General features: G+C 51.3%; 13 protein-coding genes. 8 read left to right on the top strand and 5 right to left on the bottom strand.

Going from position 1 to position 18,526, the window contains the following annotated elements; all coding sequences use genetic code 11:
• The first annotated feature begins 15 nt into the window (after nt 1-15).
• The 3 genes from hmsP (at nt 16) to ACJHXA_RS17110 (ending at nt 5,190) form a co-directional block, all read left to right on the top strand.
• Nucleotides 16-2,004: a biofilm formation regulator HmsP gene (gene hmsP / locus ACJHXA_RS17120; RefSeq protein WP_001266306.1), complete on the top strand. Its 1,989-nt coding sequence runs from the start codon at nt 16-18 to the stop codon at nt 2,002-2,004.
• A gap of 182 nt (nt 2,005-2,186) precedes the next feature.
• Complete coding sequence (dctA, locus tag ACJHXA_RS17115) at nt 2,187-3,473, top strand: C4-dicarboxylate transporter DctC (RefSeq protein ID WP_000858214.1); 1,287 nt, start codon at nt 2,187-2,189, stop codon at nt 3,471-3,473.
• A 220-nt stretch (nt 3,474-3,693) separates the two neighbouring features.
• Nucleotides 3,694-5,190 carry a M16 family metallopeptidase gene (locus ACJHXA_RS17110; RefSeq protein WP_001163137.1) on the top strand — a complete coding sequence of 499 codons (1,497 nt, stop codon included), beginning with the start codon at nt 3,694-3,696 and terminating at the stop codon, nt 5,188-5,190.
• 95 nt (nt 5,191-5,285) lie between these two features.
• On the opposite strand, the gene kdgK is transcribed toward ACJHXA_RS17110, so the two are convergent.
• The gene (kdgK, locus tag ACJHXA_RS17105; protein WP_001296796.1) at nt 5,286-6,215 is read right to left on the bottom strand and encodes a 2-dehydro-3-deoxygluconokinase; all 930 of its coding nucleotides are present in this window, start codon (nt 6,213-6,215) and stop codon (nt 5,286-5,288) included.
• A 231-nt stretch (nt 6,216-6,446) separates the two neighbouring features.
• Here kdgK and pdeH point away from each other — a divergent pair, with 231 nt between their 5' ends.
• Together pdeH and ACJHXA_RS17095 are read left to right on the top strand one after the other, a co-directional pair.
• Nucleotides 6,447-7,214: a cyclic-guanylate-specific phosphodiesterase gene (pdeH, locus tag ACJHXA_RS17100; RefSeq protein WP_001295219.1), complete on the top strand. Its 768-nt coding sequence runs from the start codon at nt 6,447-6,449 to the stop codon at nt 7,212-7,214.
• A 69-nt stretch (nt 7,215-7,283) separates the two neighbouring features.
• Nucleotides 7,284-9,344, top strand: a complete 2,061-nt coding sequence (locus tag ACJHXA_RS17095) for an AsmA family protein (RefSeq protein ID WP_001296794.1) — start codon at nt 7,284-7,286, stop codon at nt 9,342-9,344.
• A gap of 233 nt (nt 9,345-9,577) precedes the next feature.
• Here the strand turns inward: ACJHXA_RS17095 and ACJHXA_RS17090 are convergent, their stop codons facing one another.
• From ACJHXA_RS17090 to ACJHXA_RS17080, 3 genes are all read right to left on the bottom strand, one after another.
• Nucleotides 9,578-10,900: an MFS transporter gene (locus ACJHXA_RS17090; RefSeq protein ID WP_001149002.1), complete on the bottom strand. Its 1,323-nt coding sequence runs from the start codon at nt 10,898-10,900 to the stop codon at nt 9,578-9,580.
• Nucleotides 10,901-11,310: 410 nt separating this feature from the next.
• Entirely contained in the window at nt 11,311-12,324 is a 1,014-nt protein-coding gene (gene yhjD, locus ACJHXA_RS17085) for an inner membrane protein YhjD (RefSeq protein WP_000191257.1), read from the bottom strand.
• 48 nt (nt 12,325-12,372) lie between these two features.
• Nucleotides 12,373-13,272, bottom strand: a complete 900-nt coding sequence (locus ACJHXA_RS17080) for a LysR family transcriptional regulator (RefSeq protein WP_001307449.1) — start codon at nt 13,270-13,272, stop codon at nt 12,373-12,375.
• 518 nt (nt 13,273-13,790) lie between these two features.
• Here ACJHXA_RS17080 and ACJHXA_RS17075 point away from each other — a divergent pair.
• On the top strand, nt 13,791-14,393 hold the full coding sequence (locus ACJHXA_RS17075; RefSeq protein ID WP_001167678.1) for a helix-turn-helix transcriptional regulator: 603 nt from the start codon (nt 13,791-13,793) through the stop codon (nt 14,391-14,393).
• A gap of 50 nt (nt 14,394-14,443) precedes the next feature.
• On the opposite strand, the gene ACJHXA_RS17070 is transcribed toward ACJHXA_RS17075, so the two are convergent.
• Nucleotides 14,444-16,093, bottom strand: coding sequence for an alpha,alpha-trehalase (locus ACJHXA_RS17070; protein ID WP_000934218.1), 1,650 nt, complete (start codon nt 16,091-16,093; stop codon nt 14,444-14,446).
• Between the two features lie 404 nt (nt 16,094-16,497).
• Between ACJHXA_RS17070 and ccp the strand changes: the two genes are divergently transcribed.
• Together ccp and ACJHXA_RS17060 are read left to right on the top strand one after the other, a co-directional pair.
• Nucleotides 16,498-17,895, top strand: coding sequence for a cytochrome c peroxidase (ccp, locus tag ACJHXA_RS17065; protein WP_000784821.1), 1,398 nt, complete (start codon nt 16,498-16,500; stop codon nt 17,893-17,895).
• 210 nt (nt 17,896-18,105) lie between these two features.
• Nucleotides 18,106-18,526: pyridoxal-dependent decarboxylase (locus tag ACJHXA_RS17060; RefSeq protein WP_001481891.1), on the top strand; the 421-nt coding region annotated here is incomplete at its 3' end.

Here is an 18,526-nt window from a genome sequence, read left to right as displayed (position 1 = left end):
CCGGGGGGAGACAATTTGCGCGTAAGTCGCTCGTTAACAATCAAGCAGATGGCAATGGTGGCAGCCGTTGTCCTGGTGTTCGTTTTTATTTTTTGCACCGTTTTGCTGTTCCATCTGGTCCAACAGAATCGCTATAACACGGCTACGCAACTGGAAAGCATTGCTCGCTCTGTCCGCGAACCCTTATCTTCAGCTATTTTGAAAGGCGATATTCCCGAAGCGGAAGCTATTCTTGCCAGCATTAAACCGGCAGGCGTGGTCAGCCGTGCCGATGTAGTGCTGCCTAACCAGTTCCAGGCGCTGCGTAAAAGTTTTATTCCAGAGCGCCCGGTGCCGGTAATGGTTACTCGCCTGTTTGAGCTACCGGTTCAAATCTCGCTGGGCGTTTACTCGCTCGAACGTCCGGCAAACCCGCAGCCAATTGCCTATCTGGTACTACAGGCGGATTCCTTCCGTATGTATAAGTTCGTGATGAGCACCCTCTCAACGTTAGTGACCATTTACTTACTTTTGTCGCTTATCCTGACCGTCGCCATCAGCTGGTGCATTAACCGCCTGATTTTGCATCCGTTACGCAATATTGCTCGCGAACTTAACGCCATCCCAGCCCAGGAGCTTGTTGGTCACCAACTGGCATTACCGCGTCTGCATCAGGACGATGAAATCGGTATGTTGGTGCGCAGTTACAACCTCAACCAGCAATTGCTGCAGCGCCATTATGAAGAACAGAACGAAAATGCGATGCGCTTCCCGGTGTCGGATTTGCCGAACAAAGCCTTGCTGATGGAGATGCTGGAGCAGGTTGTCGCGCGTAAACAAACCACCGCGCTGATGATCATCACCTGTGAAACCCTGCGTGATACTGCGGGCGTGCTGAAAGAGGCGCAACGAGAAATTCTGCTGCTGACGCTGGTGGAAAAACTCAAATCGGTACTGTCGCCACGTATGATCCTCGCGCAGATTAGCGGTTATGACTTTGCTGTCATTGCCAACGGTGTACAGGAACCGTGGCACGCAATCACCTTAGGTCAGCAAGTGCTCACTATCATGAGCGAGCGCCTGCCGATTGAACGTATTCAACTCCGTCCGCACTGTAGCATTGGCGTGGCGATGTTCTACGGCGATCTCACCGCCGAACAGCTTTACAGTCGCGCTATTTCTGCGGCATTTACCGCTCGCCATAAAGGCAAGAATCAGATTCAGTTCTTTGATCCGCAGCAGATGGAAGCCGCCCAGAAGCGGTTGACGGAAGAGAGCGATATCCTTAATGCACTGGAAAATCATCAGTTTGCTATTTGGTTACAGCCACAGGTCGAGATGACCAGCGGAAAACTGGTCAGTGCGGAAGTGTTACTGCGTATCCAGCAACCGGATGGCAGTTGGGACCTGCCGGATGGCTTAATCGATCGCATTGAGTGCTGTGGGCTGATGGTTACCGTCGGTCACTGGGTGCTGGAAGAGTCCTGTCGATTGCTTGCAGCCTGGCAAGAGCGCGGCATTATGCTGCCCTTGTCGGTAAACCTCTCTGCGCTGCAACTGATGCACCCAAATATGGTGGCGGATATGCTGGAACTGTTAACCCGCTATCGCATTCAGCCGGGAACACTGATTCTGGAAGTGACAGAAAGCCGACGTATTGACGACCCTCATGCTGCGGTGGCAATCCTCCGTCCGCTGCGCAATGCCGGAGTTCGGGTGGCGCTGGATGATTTCGGCATGGGCTACGCAGGGCTGCGTCAGCTGCAGCATATGAAATCGTTGCCAATCGACGTACTGAAAATCGACAAAATGTTTGTTGAAGGCTTGCCGGAAGATAGCAGCATGATTGCTGCAATTATCATGCTGGCGCAGAGCCTGAACTTACAAATGATTGCCGAAGGCGTGGAGACTGAAGCACAACGCGACTGGCTGGCAAAAGCGGGCGTTGGTATTGCCCAGGGCTTCCTTTTTGCTCGCCCACTCCCTATTGAAATCTTCGAAGAGAGTTACCTGGAAGAAAAGTAGCTACCCCAAACTGATTACAAAACTTTAAAAAGTGCTGGTTTGTGCGAGCCAGCTCAAACTTTTTAACCTTTTTGTTTCAATTATGATCCAGGTACATTTCTGTGATGTTGTCTGGGTGTTATTTTAAGGCCGCAGGTACCCCATAACCTTACAAGACCTGTGGTTTTACTAAAGGACACCCTATGAAAACCTCTCTGTTTAAAAGCCTTTACTTTCAGGTCCTGACAGCGATAGCCATTGGTATTCTCCTTGGCCATTTCTATCCTGAAATAGGCGAGCAAATGAAACCGCTTGGCGACGGCTTCGTTAAGCTCATTAAGATGATCATCGCTCCTGTCATCTTTTGTACCGTCGTAACGGGCATTGCGGGCATGGAAAGCATGAAGGCGGTCGGTCGTACCGGCGCAGTCGCACTGCTTTACTTTGAGATTGTCAGTACCATCGCGCTGATTATTGGTCTTATCATCGTTAACGTCGTGCAGCCTGGTGCCGGAATGAACGTCGATCCGGCAACGCTTGATGCGAAAGCGGTAGCGGTTTACGCCGATCAGGCGAAAGACCAGGGCATTGTCGCCTTCATTATGGATGTCATCCCGGCGAGCGTCATTGGCGCATTTGCCAGCGGTAACATTCTGCAGGTGCTGCTGTTTGCCGTACTGTTTGGTTTTGCGCTCCACCGTCTGGGCAGCAAAGGCCAACTGATTTTTAACGTCATCGAAAGTTTCTCGCAGGTCATCTTCGGCATCATCAATATGATCATGCGTCTGGCACCTATTGGTGCGTTCGGGGCAATGGCGTTTACCATCGGTAAATACGGCGTCGGCACACTGGTGCAACTGGGGCAGCTGATTATCTGTTTCTACATTACCTGTATCCTGTTTGTGGTGCTGGTATTGGGTTCAATCGCTAAAGCGACTGGTTTCAGTATCTTCAAATTTATCCGCTACATCCGTGAAGAACTGCTGATTGTACTGGGGACTTCATCTTCCGAGTCGGCGCTGCCGCGTATGCTCGACAAGATGGAGAAACTCGGCTGCCGTAAATCGGTGGTGGGGCTGGTCATCCCGACAGGCTACTCGTTTAACCTTGATGGCACATCGATATACCTGACAATGGCGGCGGTGTTTATCGCCCAGGCCACTAACAGTCAGATGGATATCGTCCACCAAATCACGCTGTTAATCGTGTTGCTGCTTTCTTCTAAAGGGGCGGCAGGGGTAACGGGTAGTGGCTTTATCGTGCTGGCGGCGACGCTCTCTGCGGTGGGCCATTTGCCGGTAGCGGGTCTGGCGCTGATCCTCGGTATCGACCGCTTTATGTCAGAAGCTCGTGCGCTGACTAACCTGGTCGGTAACGGCGTAGCGACCATTGTCGTTGCTAAGTGGGTGAAAGAACTGGACCACAAAAAACTGGACGATGTGCTGAATAATCGTGCGCCGGATGGCAAAACGCACGAATTATCCTCTTAATCTCATCACTTATGCCCGCACTCCCTTCCCCGAGTGCGGGTGTTTGCGCATAATTGACCCCTGTGCCTGAACTTACCACCTGGGTGAGTTCAGGTTTATTTCACTTCTTCCGTGACATTTTCATGTTCTTGCGGTCTAACACGAAGTGTTTTTAACGTCATTTAGACTGACCGACAACGGGCAGTTTTTTTATTACCAGGATAGTTGATCAGGGGTTCACATGCAGGGCACAAAAATTCGACTTTTAGCGGGCGGTTTGCTGATGATGGCCACTGCTGGCTATGTGCAGGCAGATGCGCTCCAGCCTGATCCAGCATGGCAACAGGGGACGCTTTCCAACGGTTTACAGTGGCAAGTGCTGACCACCCCCCAGCGTCCCAGCGATCGTGTTGAAATTCGCCTGCTGGTTAATACCGGTTCGCTCGCCGAAAGTACACAACAGAGCGGTTACAGTCACGCCATCCCTCGTATTGCGCTAACGCAAAGCGGTGGCCTTGACGCAGCACAGGCGCGTTCATTGTGGCAGCAGGGGATCGACCCTAAACGCCCGATGCCGCCGGTAATTGTCTCGTATGACACTACGCTGTTTAATCTGAGTTTGCCCAATAACCGTAACGATTTGCTGAAAGAGGCGCTCTCTTACCTGGCAAATGCCACTGGCAAACTGACTATCACACCAGAAACCATCAACCACGCGCTGCAAAGTCAGGACATGGTGGCAACCTGGCCTGCCGATACTAAAGAGGGCTGGTGGCGTTATCGTCTGAAAGGATCAACCTTGTTAGGTCACGATCCTGCCGATCCGCTGAAACAACCCGTTGAAGCGGAAAAAATTAAAGATTTCTATCAGAAATGGTACACCCCGGATGCAATGACGCTACTGGTGGTGGGAAACGTGGATGCGCGCTCGGTTGTCGACCAAATCAACAAAACGTTTGGCGAACTGAAAGGCAAACGTGAAACGCCAGCTCCGGTGCCGACGCTTTCTCCGCTGCGTGCGGAAGCGGTGAGTATTATGACTGACGCGGTGCGTCAGGACCGGTTATCTATCATGTGGGATACGCCGTGGCAGCCGATTCGTGAATCAGCCGCACTGCTGCGCTACTGGCGTGCGGACCTGGCCCGCGAGGCGCTGTTCTGGCATGTTCAGCAAGCGTTAAGCGCCAGTAACAGCAAAGACATCGGTCTTGGATTTGACTGCCGTGTGCTGTATCTGCGTGCGCAGTGTGCCATCAACATCGAATCACCAAACGACAAGCTGAACAGCAACCTTAATCTGGTGGCGCGTGAACTGGCGAAGGTTCGCGATAAAGGTCTGCCGGAAGAAGAGTTCAATGCGTTAGTGGCGCAAAAGAAACTGGAGCTGCAGAAACTGTTTGCCGCCTATGCGCGGGCTGATACCGATATTCTGATGGGTCAGCGGATGCGTTCGTTGCAAAATCAGGTCGTCGATATCGCGCCGGAGCAGTATCAGAAACTGCGGCAGGATTTCCTTAACAGCCTGACGGTGGAGATGTTAAATCAGGATCTGCGTCAGCAGTTGTCGAATGATATGGCGTTAATACTGCTGCAGCCGAAAGGCGAGCCGGAATTTAACATGAAAGCGTTGCAGGCGGCCTGGGATCAAATCATGGCCCCATCTACCGCCGCTGCGACCACCTCTGTCGCCACGGATGACGTACATCCTGAAGTGACGGATATTCCACCTGCACAGTAATGCCTGATGGTGATGAGTTAGCACAATCATCAGGTATTTATGGATGAGCTGGATAGAGGGGTAACACTTTATCCAGCCTTTTGCATATGCTGCTTTTACGCTGGCATCGCCTCACGCGGGATAATCGCGCCGCGATACTGAATAACGGTACTTGCGGTCAGGTGCCCGCGTTTCGCCGCGTTTTCCGCACTGCCGCCCGTTAAACGTACCGCCAGATAACCGGCACTGAAAGAGTCGCCAGCTGCGGTGGTATCGATCACTTTTTCTTTCGGCAGTTTCACCGCCGGAACATCCACTAACCCTTCGCCAGCAATGGACACCAGGCAAGAATCCGCCCCGCGTTTCACCACCACTTCTTTCACGCCCGCGTTATGGGTGCGCGCAATGACGTCTTCCACCGGCTGTTGACCCCACAGCGCGTCTTCGTCGTCCAGCGTCAGGAAGGCGATATCCGTGCATTCCAGCATTTGTTGGTACACCTGCTGTGTCTCTTCTTTGCTGGCCCACAGGCGCGGACGATAGTTATTGTCGAAAATCACTTTTCCGCCGTTGGCGCGGCATTCGCGCAGCAGGGAAAGCAGCTTTTCGCGGCTGGTCGGGCTTAAGATCGCCAGGCTAATCCCGCTCAGGTAGAGATAATCGAAATTCGCCAGCTCTTCGCAAATCGCCGCAGACTGCTCGCTCTCCAGCCAGAATTTGGCAGCGGCTTCGTTACGCCAGTAGTAGAACGTACGTTCACCGGTGCTGTCGGTTTCAATGTAGTAAAGGCCCGGCAGACGGTTTTCCATCCGTTGGGTCAGGGAAGTATCAACGTTCTCGCCGTGCCAGGCGTCCAGCATTTGCTGGCTAAAACTGTCCGTTCCCAGCGCCGTTACGTAATGAACGGTTAATGCCGCAGGATCGACCTGACGGGCGATATAGACGGAAGTGTTCAGGGTATCGCCGCCGAAACCGCGCTTAACGTCCGCGCCTTTCTCGGAAAGCTCAATCATGCATTCGCCAATCACGGCAATCTTTTTGGACATAGTCGTGAACCTGATCTGTAAAAAATTAGCGTTAGTTTGCGCTGTGGTGGTTTGCTGGTCAACCATATTAAAACAGTGTTCCATTATTTTTTTGAGCCAGGACGTATTCCTGAAAGATTCCGTTGTGGAGTGAGGAAATTTACCCCGGCCAGGCGGTAAAGTTCTGCCCTTACGCGCCGATAATCTTTGTCGAGTCCGGGCAGCATCACTTTTAAACACAGGACATCTTTGATGATAAGGCAGGTTATCCAGCGAATAAGCAACCCTGAAGCAAGCATCGAGAGCTTGCAGGAACGGCGTTTTTGGTTGCAGTGTGAGCGTGCTTACACCTGGCAGCCGATCTATCAAACATGCGGGCGGTTAATGGCCGTGGAGCTATTAACGGTGGTCACGCATCCCTTGAACCCTTCGCAACGCCTGCCGCCGGATCGCTATTTTACTGAAATCACCGTCAGCCATCGGATGGAGGTTGTGAAAGAGCAGATTGATTTGTTGGCGCAAAAAGCCGACTTCTTTATAGAGCACGGCCTGCTGGCATCGGTCAATATTGATGGCCCTACGCTCATCGCCCTGCGTCAGCAACCAAAAATCCTGCGCCAGATTGAGCGTCTTCCCTGGCTGCGTTTCGAACTGGTGGAACACATCCGCCTGCCGAAAGATTCAACCTTTGCCTCGATGTGTGAATTTGGCCCGCTGTGGCTGGATGATTTTGGCACCGGGATGGCAAATTTCTCTGCGCTAAGTGAAGTGCGTTATGACTACATCAAAATCGCGCGAGAGCTGTTCGTGATGCTGCGTCAGTCGCCGGAAGGCCGCACACTCTTTTCTCAGCTTTTACATCTAATGAATCGCTATTGTCGCGGGGTGATTGTCGAGGGCGTAGAAACACCGGAAGAGTGGCGTGATGTTCAGAACTCGCCCGCATTCGCCGCACAAGGCTGGTTTCTTTCACGCCCGGCACCGATAGAAACGCTGAATACGGCGGTTCTGGCGCTATAAGCTGCCTCATTTTCCGCCTGGCTGGACTATCTTTAGGACTGGCACAGGAAGAATATGAGGAAGCGAACGATGAGCAAGGCAGGCAAAATAACCGCTGCGATTTCAGGGGCTTTCTTGTTGTTGATTGTCGTGGCGATCATTTTGATTGCAACTTTTGACTGGAATCGACTCAAACCGACCATCAACCAGAAAGTCTCTGCGGAGTTGAATCGTCCGTTCGCTATCCGTGGCGATCTGGGCGTGGTGTGGGAGCGGCAAAAACAAGAAACTGGCTGGCGCAGCTGGGTGCCGTGGCCCCATGTACACGCGGAAGACATCATTCTTGGCAATCCACCGGATATTCCCGAAGTCACGATGGTGCATTTGCCACGCGTAGAGGCAACGCTGGCCCCGCTGGCGCTGCTGACCAAAACGGTCTGGCTGCCGTGGATCAAGCTCGAAAAGCCCGACGCGCGCCTGATTCGCCTCTCCGAAAAGAACAATAACTGGACGTTTAATCTCGCCAACGATGATAACAAAGACGCGAATGCAAAGCCGTCGGCATGGTCGTTTCGGCTGGATAATATTCTTTTCGATCAAGGGCGGATCGCTATTGATGACAAAGTAAGCAAAGCGGATCTGGAGATTTTTGTTGATCCGTTAGGCAAGCCGCTGCCGTTCAGCGAAGTTACTGGATCGAAAGGTAAAGCGGATAAAGAAAAGGTGGGCGATTACGTTTTTGGCCTGAAGGCGCAGGGACGTTATAACGGTGAACCGCTCACGGGTACGGGAAAAATAGGCGGTATGCTGGCGCTGCGTGGCGAAGGGACGCCGTTTCCGGTACAGGCTGATTTCCGCTCTGGTAACACCCGTGTTGCTTTTGATGGCGTCGTGAATGACCCAATGAAGATGGGCGGTGTCGATTTACGGCTTAAATTTTCTGGCGATTCACTGGGTGATCTCTATGAACTGACGGGCGTTCTGCTGCCCGATACCCCGCCGTTTGAAACGGATGGTCGGCTGGTAGCGAAAATCGACACTGAAAAATCGTCGGTCTTTGATTATCGCGGTTTTAATGGGCGAATTGGCGATAGCGATATCCACGGTTCTCTGGTCTACACCACCGGAAAACCACGACCAAAACTGGAAGGTGATGTCGAGTCGCGGCAATTGCGGCTGGCGGACCTGGGACCGTTAATTGGCGTTGACTCCGGGAAAGGGGCAGAAAAGTCGAAACGGTCTGAACAGAAGAAGGGCGAAAAAAGCGTTCAGCCTGCGGGCAAAGTGCTGCCTTATGACCGCTTCGAAACCGATAAATGGGACGTTATGGATGCCGATGTTCGCTTCAAAGGGCGGCGCATTGAGCATGGCAGTAGCCTGCCGATTAGCGATCTTTCTACTCATATCATCCTCAAAAATGCTGACCTGCGCCTGCAACCGCTGAAATTTGGCATGGCGGGCGGCAGCATTGCGGCGAATATTCATCTGGAAGGCGATAAAAAGCCGATGCAGGGGCGGGCAGATATTCAGGCTCGTCGACTGAAACTGAAAGAACTGATGCCCGATGTGGAACTGATGCAGAAGACGCTGGGGGAAATGAACGGTGACGCGGAACTACGCGGTAGCGGTAACTCGGTGGCAGCACTTTTAGGCAACAGTAACGGCAACCTGAAACTGTTGATGAATGACGGGCTGGTGAGCCGCAACCTGATGGAGATTGTTGGGCTGAATGTCGGCAACTACATTGTCGGTGCGATATTTGGTGACGATGAGGTGCGGGTGAACTGCGCGGCGGCGAATCTGAATATTGCCAACGGCGTGGCGCGCCCGCAGATTTTTGCTTTCGATACTGAGAACGCGTTGATTAATGTTACCGGCACGGCAAGTTTTGCTTCGGAACAGCTGGATTTGACTATTGATCCGGAGAGTAAAGGGATTCGGATTATCACACTGCGTTCGCCGCTGTATGTGCGTGGGACGTTTAAAAATCCGCAGGCTGGGGTGAAAGCCGGGCCGTTGATTGCCCGTGGTGCTGTTGCTGCGGCACTGGCAACGCTGGTAACACCGGCGGCGGCGTTACTGGCACTGATCTCACCTTCCGAAGGGGAGGCTAATCAGTGTCGGACGATATTGTCGCAGATGAAGAAGTGATGAGGTTGGATTGTGTTTGCTGGTGAGTTCGGGAGCAGCGTGTTCCCCTCACCCTAACCCTCTCCCCAAAGGGGCGAGGGGACTGTTTTGTGCGTGTTGAAACAACGAGTACCGCTTTTCCGTTCACTTTCTGGGGGAGGGCTGTTATGTTCGCGATATAACATCTCGCTCCGCTTTTCTCCCTCTCCCTTTCAGGGAGAGGGCTGGGGTGAGGGTGGCTGCCCACACGATACTTACAACGACTGATGTCGCGTCTCATGGGTCAGCAGCAGGGCGATTAACGTCAAGCCAGCCATCGCCGCCAGATATAACCCCACCGCACCTAACCCGTAGTTAGCCTGCAACCAGGCTGCGATATATGGTGCAACGGAAGCCCCGAGAATCGACGCTACGTTGTAAGAGAACGATGCTCCGGTGTAACGCACTTCTGTCGGGAACAGCTCTGGTAACAGCGCGCCCATCGGCCCGAAGGTCAGTCCCATCAGACTTAACCCCAGCAGCAGGAAGGCAAAAACCAGAATCGGGTTGCCAGAACCGAGCAGCGGGTTAAAGGCGAACAGCGCGAACAGGATGATCAGCGTGGTGATGATTACCATGCTTTTACGGCGACCAAAGGCATCAGCCAGTAATCCGGCGACTGGCACCATCACGCCAAAACCAATAACTGCCATCATCAGCATCCACAACACTTCGTTACGCGGCAGGCCAAGCCCAACTGGCGCGGCGGCGGTACTGAAGGTCATAGAGTAGACCGTCATGATGTAAAACAGCGTATAGGTTGCCAGCATAATGAACGTACCCAGTACGGTTACGCGAACATGTTTGGTCAGCAGCGTACCCAGCGGGATCTTCACCTGTTTTTTCGCTTTAGCGACTTTCTCAAACACCGGCGACTCATGCAGCGACACGCGAACATACAGGCCGATAATGACCAGCACCGCCGAGAAGATAAATGGCACACGCCAGCCCCAGCTCATAAACTGCTCGTCGGTCAGTAGCCAGGAAAGCAGCAAGAAAGTGCCGTTGGCAAAGAAGAAGCCAATCGGTGCGCCCAGCTGTGGGAAGGAGCCATACAGTGCACGTTTGCGCGGTGGGGCGTTTTCAGTCGCCAGCAGCGCCGCGCCGCCCCATTCACCGCCTAAGCCCAGACCCTGACCAAATCGAGCCAGCGCCAGCAGCAGCGGGGCGAAAATACCAATCGTGGCATAGCCCGGCAGCAGACCAATCACCACGGTCGAAATCCCCATCGTTAGCAACGAGGCGACCAGCGTCGCTTTACGCCCAACGCGATCGCCAAAATGACCAAAAACGGCAGAGCCAATGGGGCGCGCGACGAAGGCGATGGCGAAGGTGGCGAGCGACTGTAGCGTTGCTGCCGTTGGATCGCCCTGCGGGAAGAAGATATGCGGAAACACAATAACGGCCGCAGTGGCGTAAATGTAAAAGTCGAAGAACTCAATGGCCGTGCCAATGAGAGAGGCGACAAGGACTTTATTACGCGAGTTGATTGGCGTGTATTCTTGCTCGTGGTCGAGTGTTGTGGCTGTTGCTTGCATAATCTTTTCTTATTTTTTGGCTAACGAATAGCCATATTACGCACAGCAAAAGTGATATTTCAATGTGTAACAAATCGCGGAAATGGTCAAAAACCAGGCAAAAAGGGGATAATGTTTAGGCCAGTGATTTTTCTTCTATGAAATGCTTCACATAATTTTATAAATAGTGGATAAAACTGGTTTCAGGTTAAATAAAAGTTACCAACTGGATTTATATGCTGGGGTTATGAGTTGGAATGAAATTGTTTGCTCCCAAATAGATGGCTGAAGAGGCTCTGGGGAAGAGTTTCAAGAGGTTATGTGCGCATTATAGCCGGATGCGATGCTGGCGCATCTTATCCGGCCTACGGGGAGCCAGGCCGAATAAAATCGTATGCCGGATAAGGCGTTTACGCCGCATCCGGCCTATTTTAAGGCTGCGTTTTCCCTGGCATTCGCGGGTCGTCTTTATATTCGGCGGTGGCAATCCACGCCGCGCAAAACAGCGTCAAACGGGCGAAGAAGTAGAAAAATGCCATCAGCCCCAGCACGGAACCAAATGCTGCGCCAGAGGGGGATTTCATCAGCGATGGCAAGGTGTAAGTCATCACGATTTTAATCACTTCAAAACCAATAGCAGCCAGAAATGTTCCGCGAATCAGGGCTTTTTTGCGCGGACGGTGGCGCGGCAACCGCCAGAAGATCCAGAAGAAAAGCAGATAGTTGGCGAAGATGGAAATCGCCAGGCCAATCAACCGCCACGTCGGTTTCAGCCACTCAATGCTGTTCAGGTGCAGGGCGCTAATAATCATTTGCTGCGCCGAACCGGCAACCGAGGTGATCGACAGCGTCACAATCAGCGCAATTAACAAACCAATCAGTGAAATAAAATCACGCAGATATTTTACCCAGAACTTCTCCTGATCTTGCGGCGAGCGTTCCCAGACATCGCGCGACTGGGCACGAATCGCTTCACGCAGGTTACCCATCCAGTTGATGCCAGAATAAAGCGCCACCGCCAGGCCGACAAGCCCTACAGTCGTACGCTGCTGAACGGCGGTGTTGATGGTGTTTTTCAACGTGGCGGCTAGCGTCGGATCGCTGATGTTTTGCAGAATTTTGTCGAAGATATCCTGTAGCAACATCGGATGGGAGGCCAGCACAAAGCCCCCTGCGGCAAACGACACCATCAAAATCGGGATCATCGATAAAAATGAGAAATAGGTGATAGCCGCACCAAACTGGTTACCCAGCCGATCGTTAAAGCGTTCTGTCGCGCGAATCAGGTGCGCAATAACCGGTTGGCGTTGGACTTTTTCGGCAGTAGTGGTGACGGTTTCCAGCGCCTGGCTAACTTTGCCGCCTTTCTCGCTATTATCCAACTGCTTAATCGGCTCGTGCTCCAGATCCTGGGTGGGACGTTTGATCTCGTTTTCCTGCGTCATCCGCTCTTTTGTCCTTCTGTCGTGGTCATTCTTAAAAAGTATAGTCGGTCAGTCCAGGTGCTCTTTCATTACGCCAGCCAGCCACTGCATAAACAGGTTTACACGCCGGGAAAGCTCCCGACGCTGCGGGTAAACCAGCGAAAGGGAGAGCGGCTCGGCACGGTAGCCTGGCAACACTTCAATAAGCCGCCCGGCACGCAGGGCTTCGCGCACGGCAATGCGCGGGATCTGAATAATCCCCAGACCGGCAAGACCGGCGGCGAGATAGTTTTCGCTACTGTTTACCGTCAACATGCCGCCAGACTTAAACCACTGGACGCCATTAACGCTGGCAACCTCAAAACCTAACGGATGTACACCCAGGTGCGGTGTATAACGCACTATTGCGTGTGAAGTCAGATCATCGGGGCTTTGCGGATAACCAAAGCGCGTCAGATAGTGCGGACTGGCACAGTTGACCATGGTCAGTTTGCCGAGGGGACGGGCGATAACGCCATCTTCCGGTAACGCGCCAGTGCGTATCACGCAATCAAAACCATCATGAAGAATATCTACCGGACGGTCATGGCTACTCAGTTCCAGCTCAATTCCCGGATGCAGATAGAGAAATTCCGACAGGCGCGGCAGTAACAGGCTTTTCGCGATTCCTGGCGGGATGTCGATGCGTAATTTACCGCTGATACTGGTGGCATCCTGTTGAAACAGACCGTCCAGTTCGCTGAGATTACTCAACACATCTTTTGCTCGTTGATAATAGGTCATGCCTTCTGGCGTGAGTTTGACCCGTCGCGTGGTGCGCTGGAGAAGCTGGGTGCCAAGTTGATGTTCCAGTGCCTGTATCTGGCGCGAAACACTTCCTTTTGGCAAAGCAAAGAAATCCGCCGCGCGGGAAAAACTTTCCAGCTCCGCGACTTTGATGAACAACTGCATTGCGTGAATTTTATCCATTTCTTTGACCGATTGTTGTTCACAGCGAAACAGTAACGCGCATATCGCATTGTTTATTGTTTTTTCTAACATCTAATGCCGGGTTTCACAATGTTGTCATGACGAATGTGGCGATTTCTCAGCAGGAAAAGGGCGGAATAGCTTTCTGAGAAAGGTGAATCCCCCTAAACAGAGCGTATTTTTCAGCGATTCCCTTTAAAGTGAATAGAGGACGTGTTGGCTATTTGTGCTTATTTTTGTCTCATTGCCGTTTGTTATTTTTGCTTGTGGTCGCGGAGTTTCATTTTTAATTGCATGCGTACTAACCACCAATATAAGGAAATCCTCAAAATTGTTTTAAATAGGCCCTCGACATGTAATTTCAGGCGTTTAGCTGTAACTATTTATATCGGTAACTATTTTCTACGCGTCATCTCTGTAGAATGGCCACCGCCAAATGGCGAATTCTTATTTTTTCTCGCGGGTAATACCCTTCCACTACTTAAGTCTTTTTAACGTATTCAGGTGGAGATTCAGTTATGCAAATAGTCATGTTTGACAGGCAGTCAATATTTATTCATGGAATGAAAATCAGTTTACAGCAGCGTATTCCAGGAGTGAGTATTCAGGGGGCCAGTCAGGCAGACGAGTTATGGCAAAAGCTGGAAAGTTACCCTGAAGCCTTAGTTATGCTCGATGGCGATCAGGATGGTGAGTTTTGCTACTGGTTGCTGCAAAAAACCGTGGTGCAGTTTCCTGAGGTTAAGGTGTTAATCACGGCGACGGATTGCAATAAACGGTGGTTACAGGAAGTTATTCATTTTAATGTGCTGGCCATTGTGCCTCGTGATTCAACCGTCGAGACATTTGCGTTGGCGGTAAATAGTGCGGCGATGGGGATGATGTTTCTGCCTGGAGACTGGCGGACGACGCCGGAAAAGGACATTAAAGATCTCAAATCGTTAAGCGCCCGCCAGCGGGAGATTTTAACCATGTTAGCGGCGGGCGAATCAAATAAGGAGATCAGCAGAGCGCTGAATATCAGTACCGGAACGGTAAAAGCGCATCTGGAATCCCTGTATCGCCGTCTGGAAGTGAAAAATCGCACCCAGGCGGCAATGATGTTAAATATCTCCTCCTGAAGAGGATAATTTTACAGCCAGCAGGAAGTTAGCGGCTGGCTGTAAAAATATTATGGTTCGCCGTACAAACCAATTAAACGGCGTACCACACCGTTAGTCCAGCCAAACCCATCCTGCAACGGATACTCGCCACCGCCGCCTTCGCGGGGAACACCATCGGCAATATGGTATTTCTCGATCATTTTGTGCTGTTCCAGATAGAACTGATTCACCGTTTTCAGCCAGCTGCGCGCGATTTCATCACCCAGAAGGTCATCGCCATACATTTTAAATCCCTGAATTGCCATCCATTGTAACGGTGCCCAGCCATTGGGTTTATCCCACTGTTCACCGGTTTCGTACTCGCTTGCCAGAATCCCGCCAGGTGTCAGTAACCGGCTGCGTACGGCGTTTGCCAGACGATCGGCCTGTTCATGGTTCGCCATGCCGACATAGAGCGGCACAATGGCGGCAGCGGAAAACAGCGCCAGTTGTTCGCGTCGCCAGTCGTAATCGCGGTAGATGCCGTTTTCATCATCCCAGAGGTAACGGTTTACCGCATCGCGACGGGCACTGGCCTTCTGGCGGAACAGCGCTTCTGTCTCTTTCTCGCCTTTCAGCGCCGAGATGTTGGCGATGGCGCTCTCCAGTTTAAACAGGAAGGCATTCAGATCGATGGGGATGAACTGGGTGGTACGAATGCTCGCCAGACGACCAGTATCACGCAGCCAACGGGAAGAGTAATCCCAACCTGAGGCCGCTCCCGCGCGTAAATCGCGGTACACCTCGTTGGGCGGGCGACCAGAATGTTTCGCGGTTTCAACGTCCTCAAGCCAGGATTCGTCACGCGGCGTGTCGCGATCGTCCCAATAACGGTTGAGCAGCGATCCGTCCGGCATCCGCACAACATGGCGATAGGCCTGATTAGGGATCAACGATTCTGCACCGTCCATCCAGAAGGCATATTCCATTTTAAGGTGGTCGAGATAGCGGCGCGCACCGCGTACACCATCTTCTTCAAACAACTCCACCATCAGCGCAAAAACCGGTGGTTGCGATCGGCTCAAATAATAGGTGCGGTTGCCGTTGGGGATGTGACCATAGTTTTCGATCATCCAGGCGAAGTTATCGGCCATGCATTTCAGCAAATCTTCCCGACCACTTTCCGCCAGCCCCAGCATGGTGAAATAGGAATCCCAATAGTAGGTTTCGCTAAAACGGCCGCCCGGGACAATATATGACTGCGGTAGCGCCAGCAGAGAAGACCACGGAATGTGATCCTGTGGTTCGCGGGTTAGCACCGGCCACAGCTGGTCGATATGCTCTTTCAGGGAATTTTGCGGGTCCGATACATACTCGCTGGAGTAGACCTCCGGCAGCCAGAAGTGATTTTCAACAAACTTGCGCAAGTCAAAATCACGATGACGGCGCACTTTACGGTAGCGGATTAAAATATCCAGCGGGTCCATTTTGGGTGCGCAGTCGGGAAAGGTTTTACTGTCGGGGAAAATTTTCGCCGACTGAACATGCTCGAACAGTTCGAGATAGCGATCGGCAGGCGTCAGCGCATCAGAGGCGGGCAGCCCTTCAATCATCTCGGGTTCCGGTTCTGCCTCGATCATCTCATCCAGTTTTAATTCATACGGGTCCAGCTCATAGCAGAGATCGACTTCGATCATCAGTTCGTCTGGATTAGGGTTTTGAATTTTCTGATTGAGCATAAGGATCCAACCTCCGAAATTCGTCGCTAATTATCGGGCTTTTCTTTAAGGGTAGTCATTCGCTCCGCCTGGTGGGCGACAAAGCGTGCGGTGGATCACGTTTATTAACCTGTCAAAAAATATAACGCACTAATATCCATGGAATTTATAAAAATACGGATTTCGTGTTGTTTTTCATTTTCAGAACATTCAATCCTGCTCTCGCCGCAATCATGATATGCCATTCCTGATCTGGGTAATAGGCACAGGCTATCTTATTGATAGTTTATATTCATGTAATTGATTGATTCCTATCAAAAAGCGTATCTCCCTGTTTTTTATGATGGCTTTGTCTCGCAGAGACGTTTGCAGCATTCTGGAAAATTTTCTGGGTCACAATAACTCACCACCGTGAGGGAAGAATAATGAAAATGGTCTCACGTATTACCGCGATCGGCCTGGCTGGCGTCGCGATTTGCTATTTAGGGTTATCTGGTTATGTGTGGTACCACGATAATAAACGCAGTAAACAGGCCGATGTTCAGGCATCTGCTGTCAGTGAAAATAATAAGGTTTTAGGCTTTCTCCGCGAAAAAGGATGCGACTATTGCCACACACCTTCGGCAGAATTACCCGCCTATTATTATATTCCTGGCGCGAAACAGTTGATGGATTACGACATTAAGCTTGGATATAAATCTTTTAACCTCGAGGCCGTGCGTGCGGCACTGCTGGCTGATAAACCCGTTTCGCAAAGCGATCTGAATAAGATTGAATGGGTGATGCAGTATGAAACTATGCCACCAACGCGTTATACCGCGCTACACTGGGCGGGTAAGGTGAGTGATGAAGAGCGGGCGGAAATACTGGCCTGGATTGCAAAACAGCGCGCGGAATATTACGCCAGCAATGATACTGCTCCGGAGCATCGCAATGAACCGGTGCAGCCCATCCCGCAAAAACTGCCTACCGATGCGCAAAAAGTGGCGTTGGGCTTTGCGCTGTATCACGATCCCCGTTTATCGGCTGATAGCACCATTTCATGCGCTCATTGCCATGCGTTGAATGCGGGGGGCGTCGATGGCAGAAAAACATCGATTGGTGTTGGTGGCGCAGTTGGGCCGATTAACGCGCCGACGGTATTTAACTCAGTATTTAACGTTGAGCAGTTCTGGGATGGTCGTGCGGCAACATTGCAGGATCAGGCAGGTGGACCGCCGTTGAACCCGATTGAAATGGCGTCGAAATCCTGGGACGAAATTATTGCTAAGCTGGAAAAAGATCCGCAGCTTAAAGCGCAGTTCCTCGAAGTTTATCCGCAAGGTTTCAGTGGCGAAAATATTACTGATGCCATTGCTGAATTTGAGAAAACATTAATTACGCCGGATTCCCCATTTGATAAATGGTTGCGTGGAGATGAAAATGCGCTGACGGCGCAACAGAAAAAAGGCTATCAATTATTTAAAGATAATAAATGTGCAACTTGTCATGGTGGTATTATTCTCGGCGGACGTTCCTTTGAACCGTTGGGGCTGAAAAAAGACTTTAACTTTGGGGAAATTACGGCGGCGGATATTGGTCGTATGAATGTGACTAAAGAAGAGCGTGATAAATTGCGTCAGAAAGTACCCGGTTTACGTAACGTTGCTTTAACGGCACCGTACTTCCATCGCGGTGACGTGCCGACGCTGGACGGGGCGGTGAAACTGATGCTGCGCTATCAGGTAGGCAAAGAGCTGCCGCAGGAGGATGTGGATGATATCGTAGCTTTCCTGCACAGTCTGAACGGGGTGTACACGCCGTATATGCAGGATAAACAATAATTAATTTGATCGCCCGAACAGGAATGTTTGGGCGATTTTTATTACGATAATAAAGTCTGTTTTTAATATTATCATGTTAAATGTTTATATTATAAAAAGTCGTTTTTCTGCTTAGGATTTTGTTATTTAAATTAAGCCTGTAATGCCTTGCTTCCATTGCGGATAAATCCTACTTTTTTATTGCCTTCAAATAAATTTAAGGAGTTCGAAATGGACCAGAAGCTGTTAACGGATTTCCGCTCAGAACTACTCGATTCACGTTTTGGCGCAAAGGCCATTTCTACTATCGCGGAGTCAAAACGATTTCCGCTGCACGAAATGCGCGATGATGTCGCATTCCAGATTATCAATGATGAATTATATCTTGATGGCAACGCTCGTCAGAACCTGGCCACTTTCTGCCAGACCTGGGACGACGAAAACGTCCATAAATTGATGGATTTGTCGATCAATAAAAACTGGATCGACAAAGAAGAATATCCGCAATCCGCAGCCATCGACCTGCGTTGCGTAAATATGGTTGCCGATCTGTGGCATGCGCCTGCGCCGAAAAATGGTCAGGCCGTTGGCACCAACACCATTGGTTCTTCCGAGGCCTGTATGCTCGGCGGGATGGCGATGAAATGGCGTT

Origin of the sequence: Escherichia sp. WS33 (assembly GCF_046486385.1) — a bacterium.
Taxonomy (GTDB): domain Bacteria; phylum Pseudomonadota; class Gammaproteobacteria; order Enterobacterales; family Enterobacteriaceae; genus ECMA0423.
The sequence above is the reverse complement of the archived record's forward strand: the minus strand, read 5'-3'. Positions and strand labels throughout refer to the sequence as shown.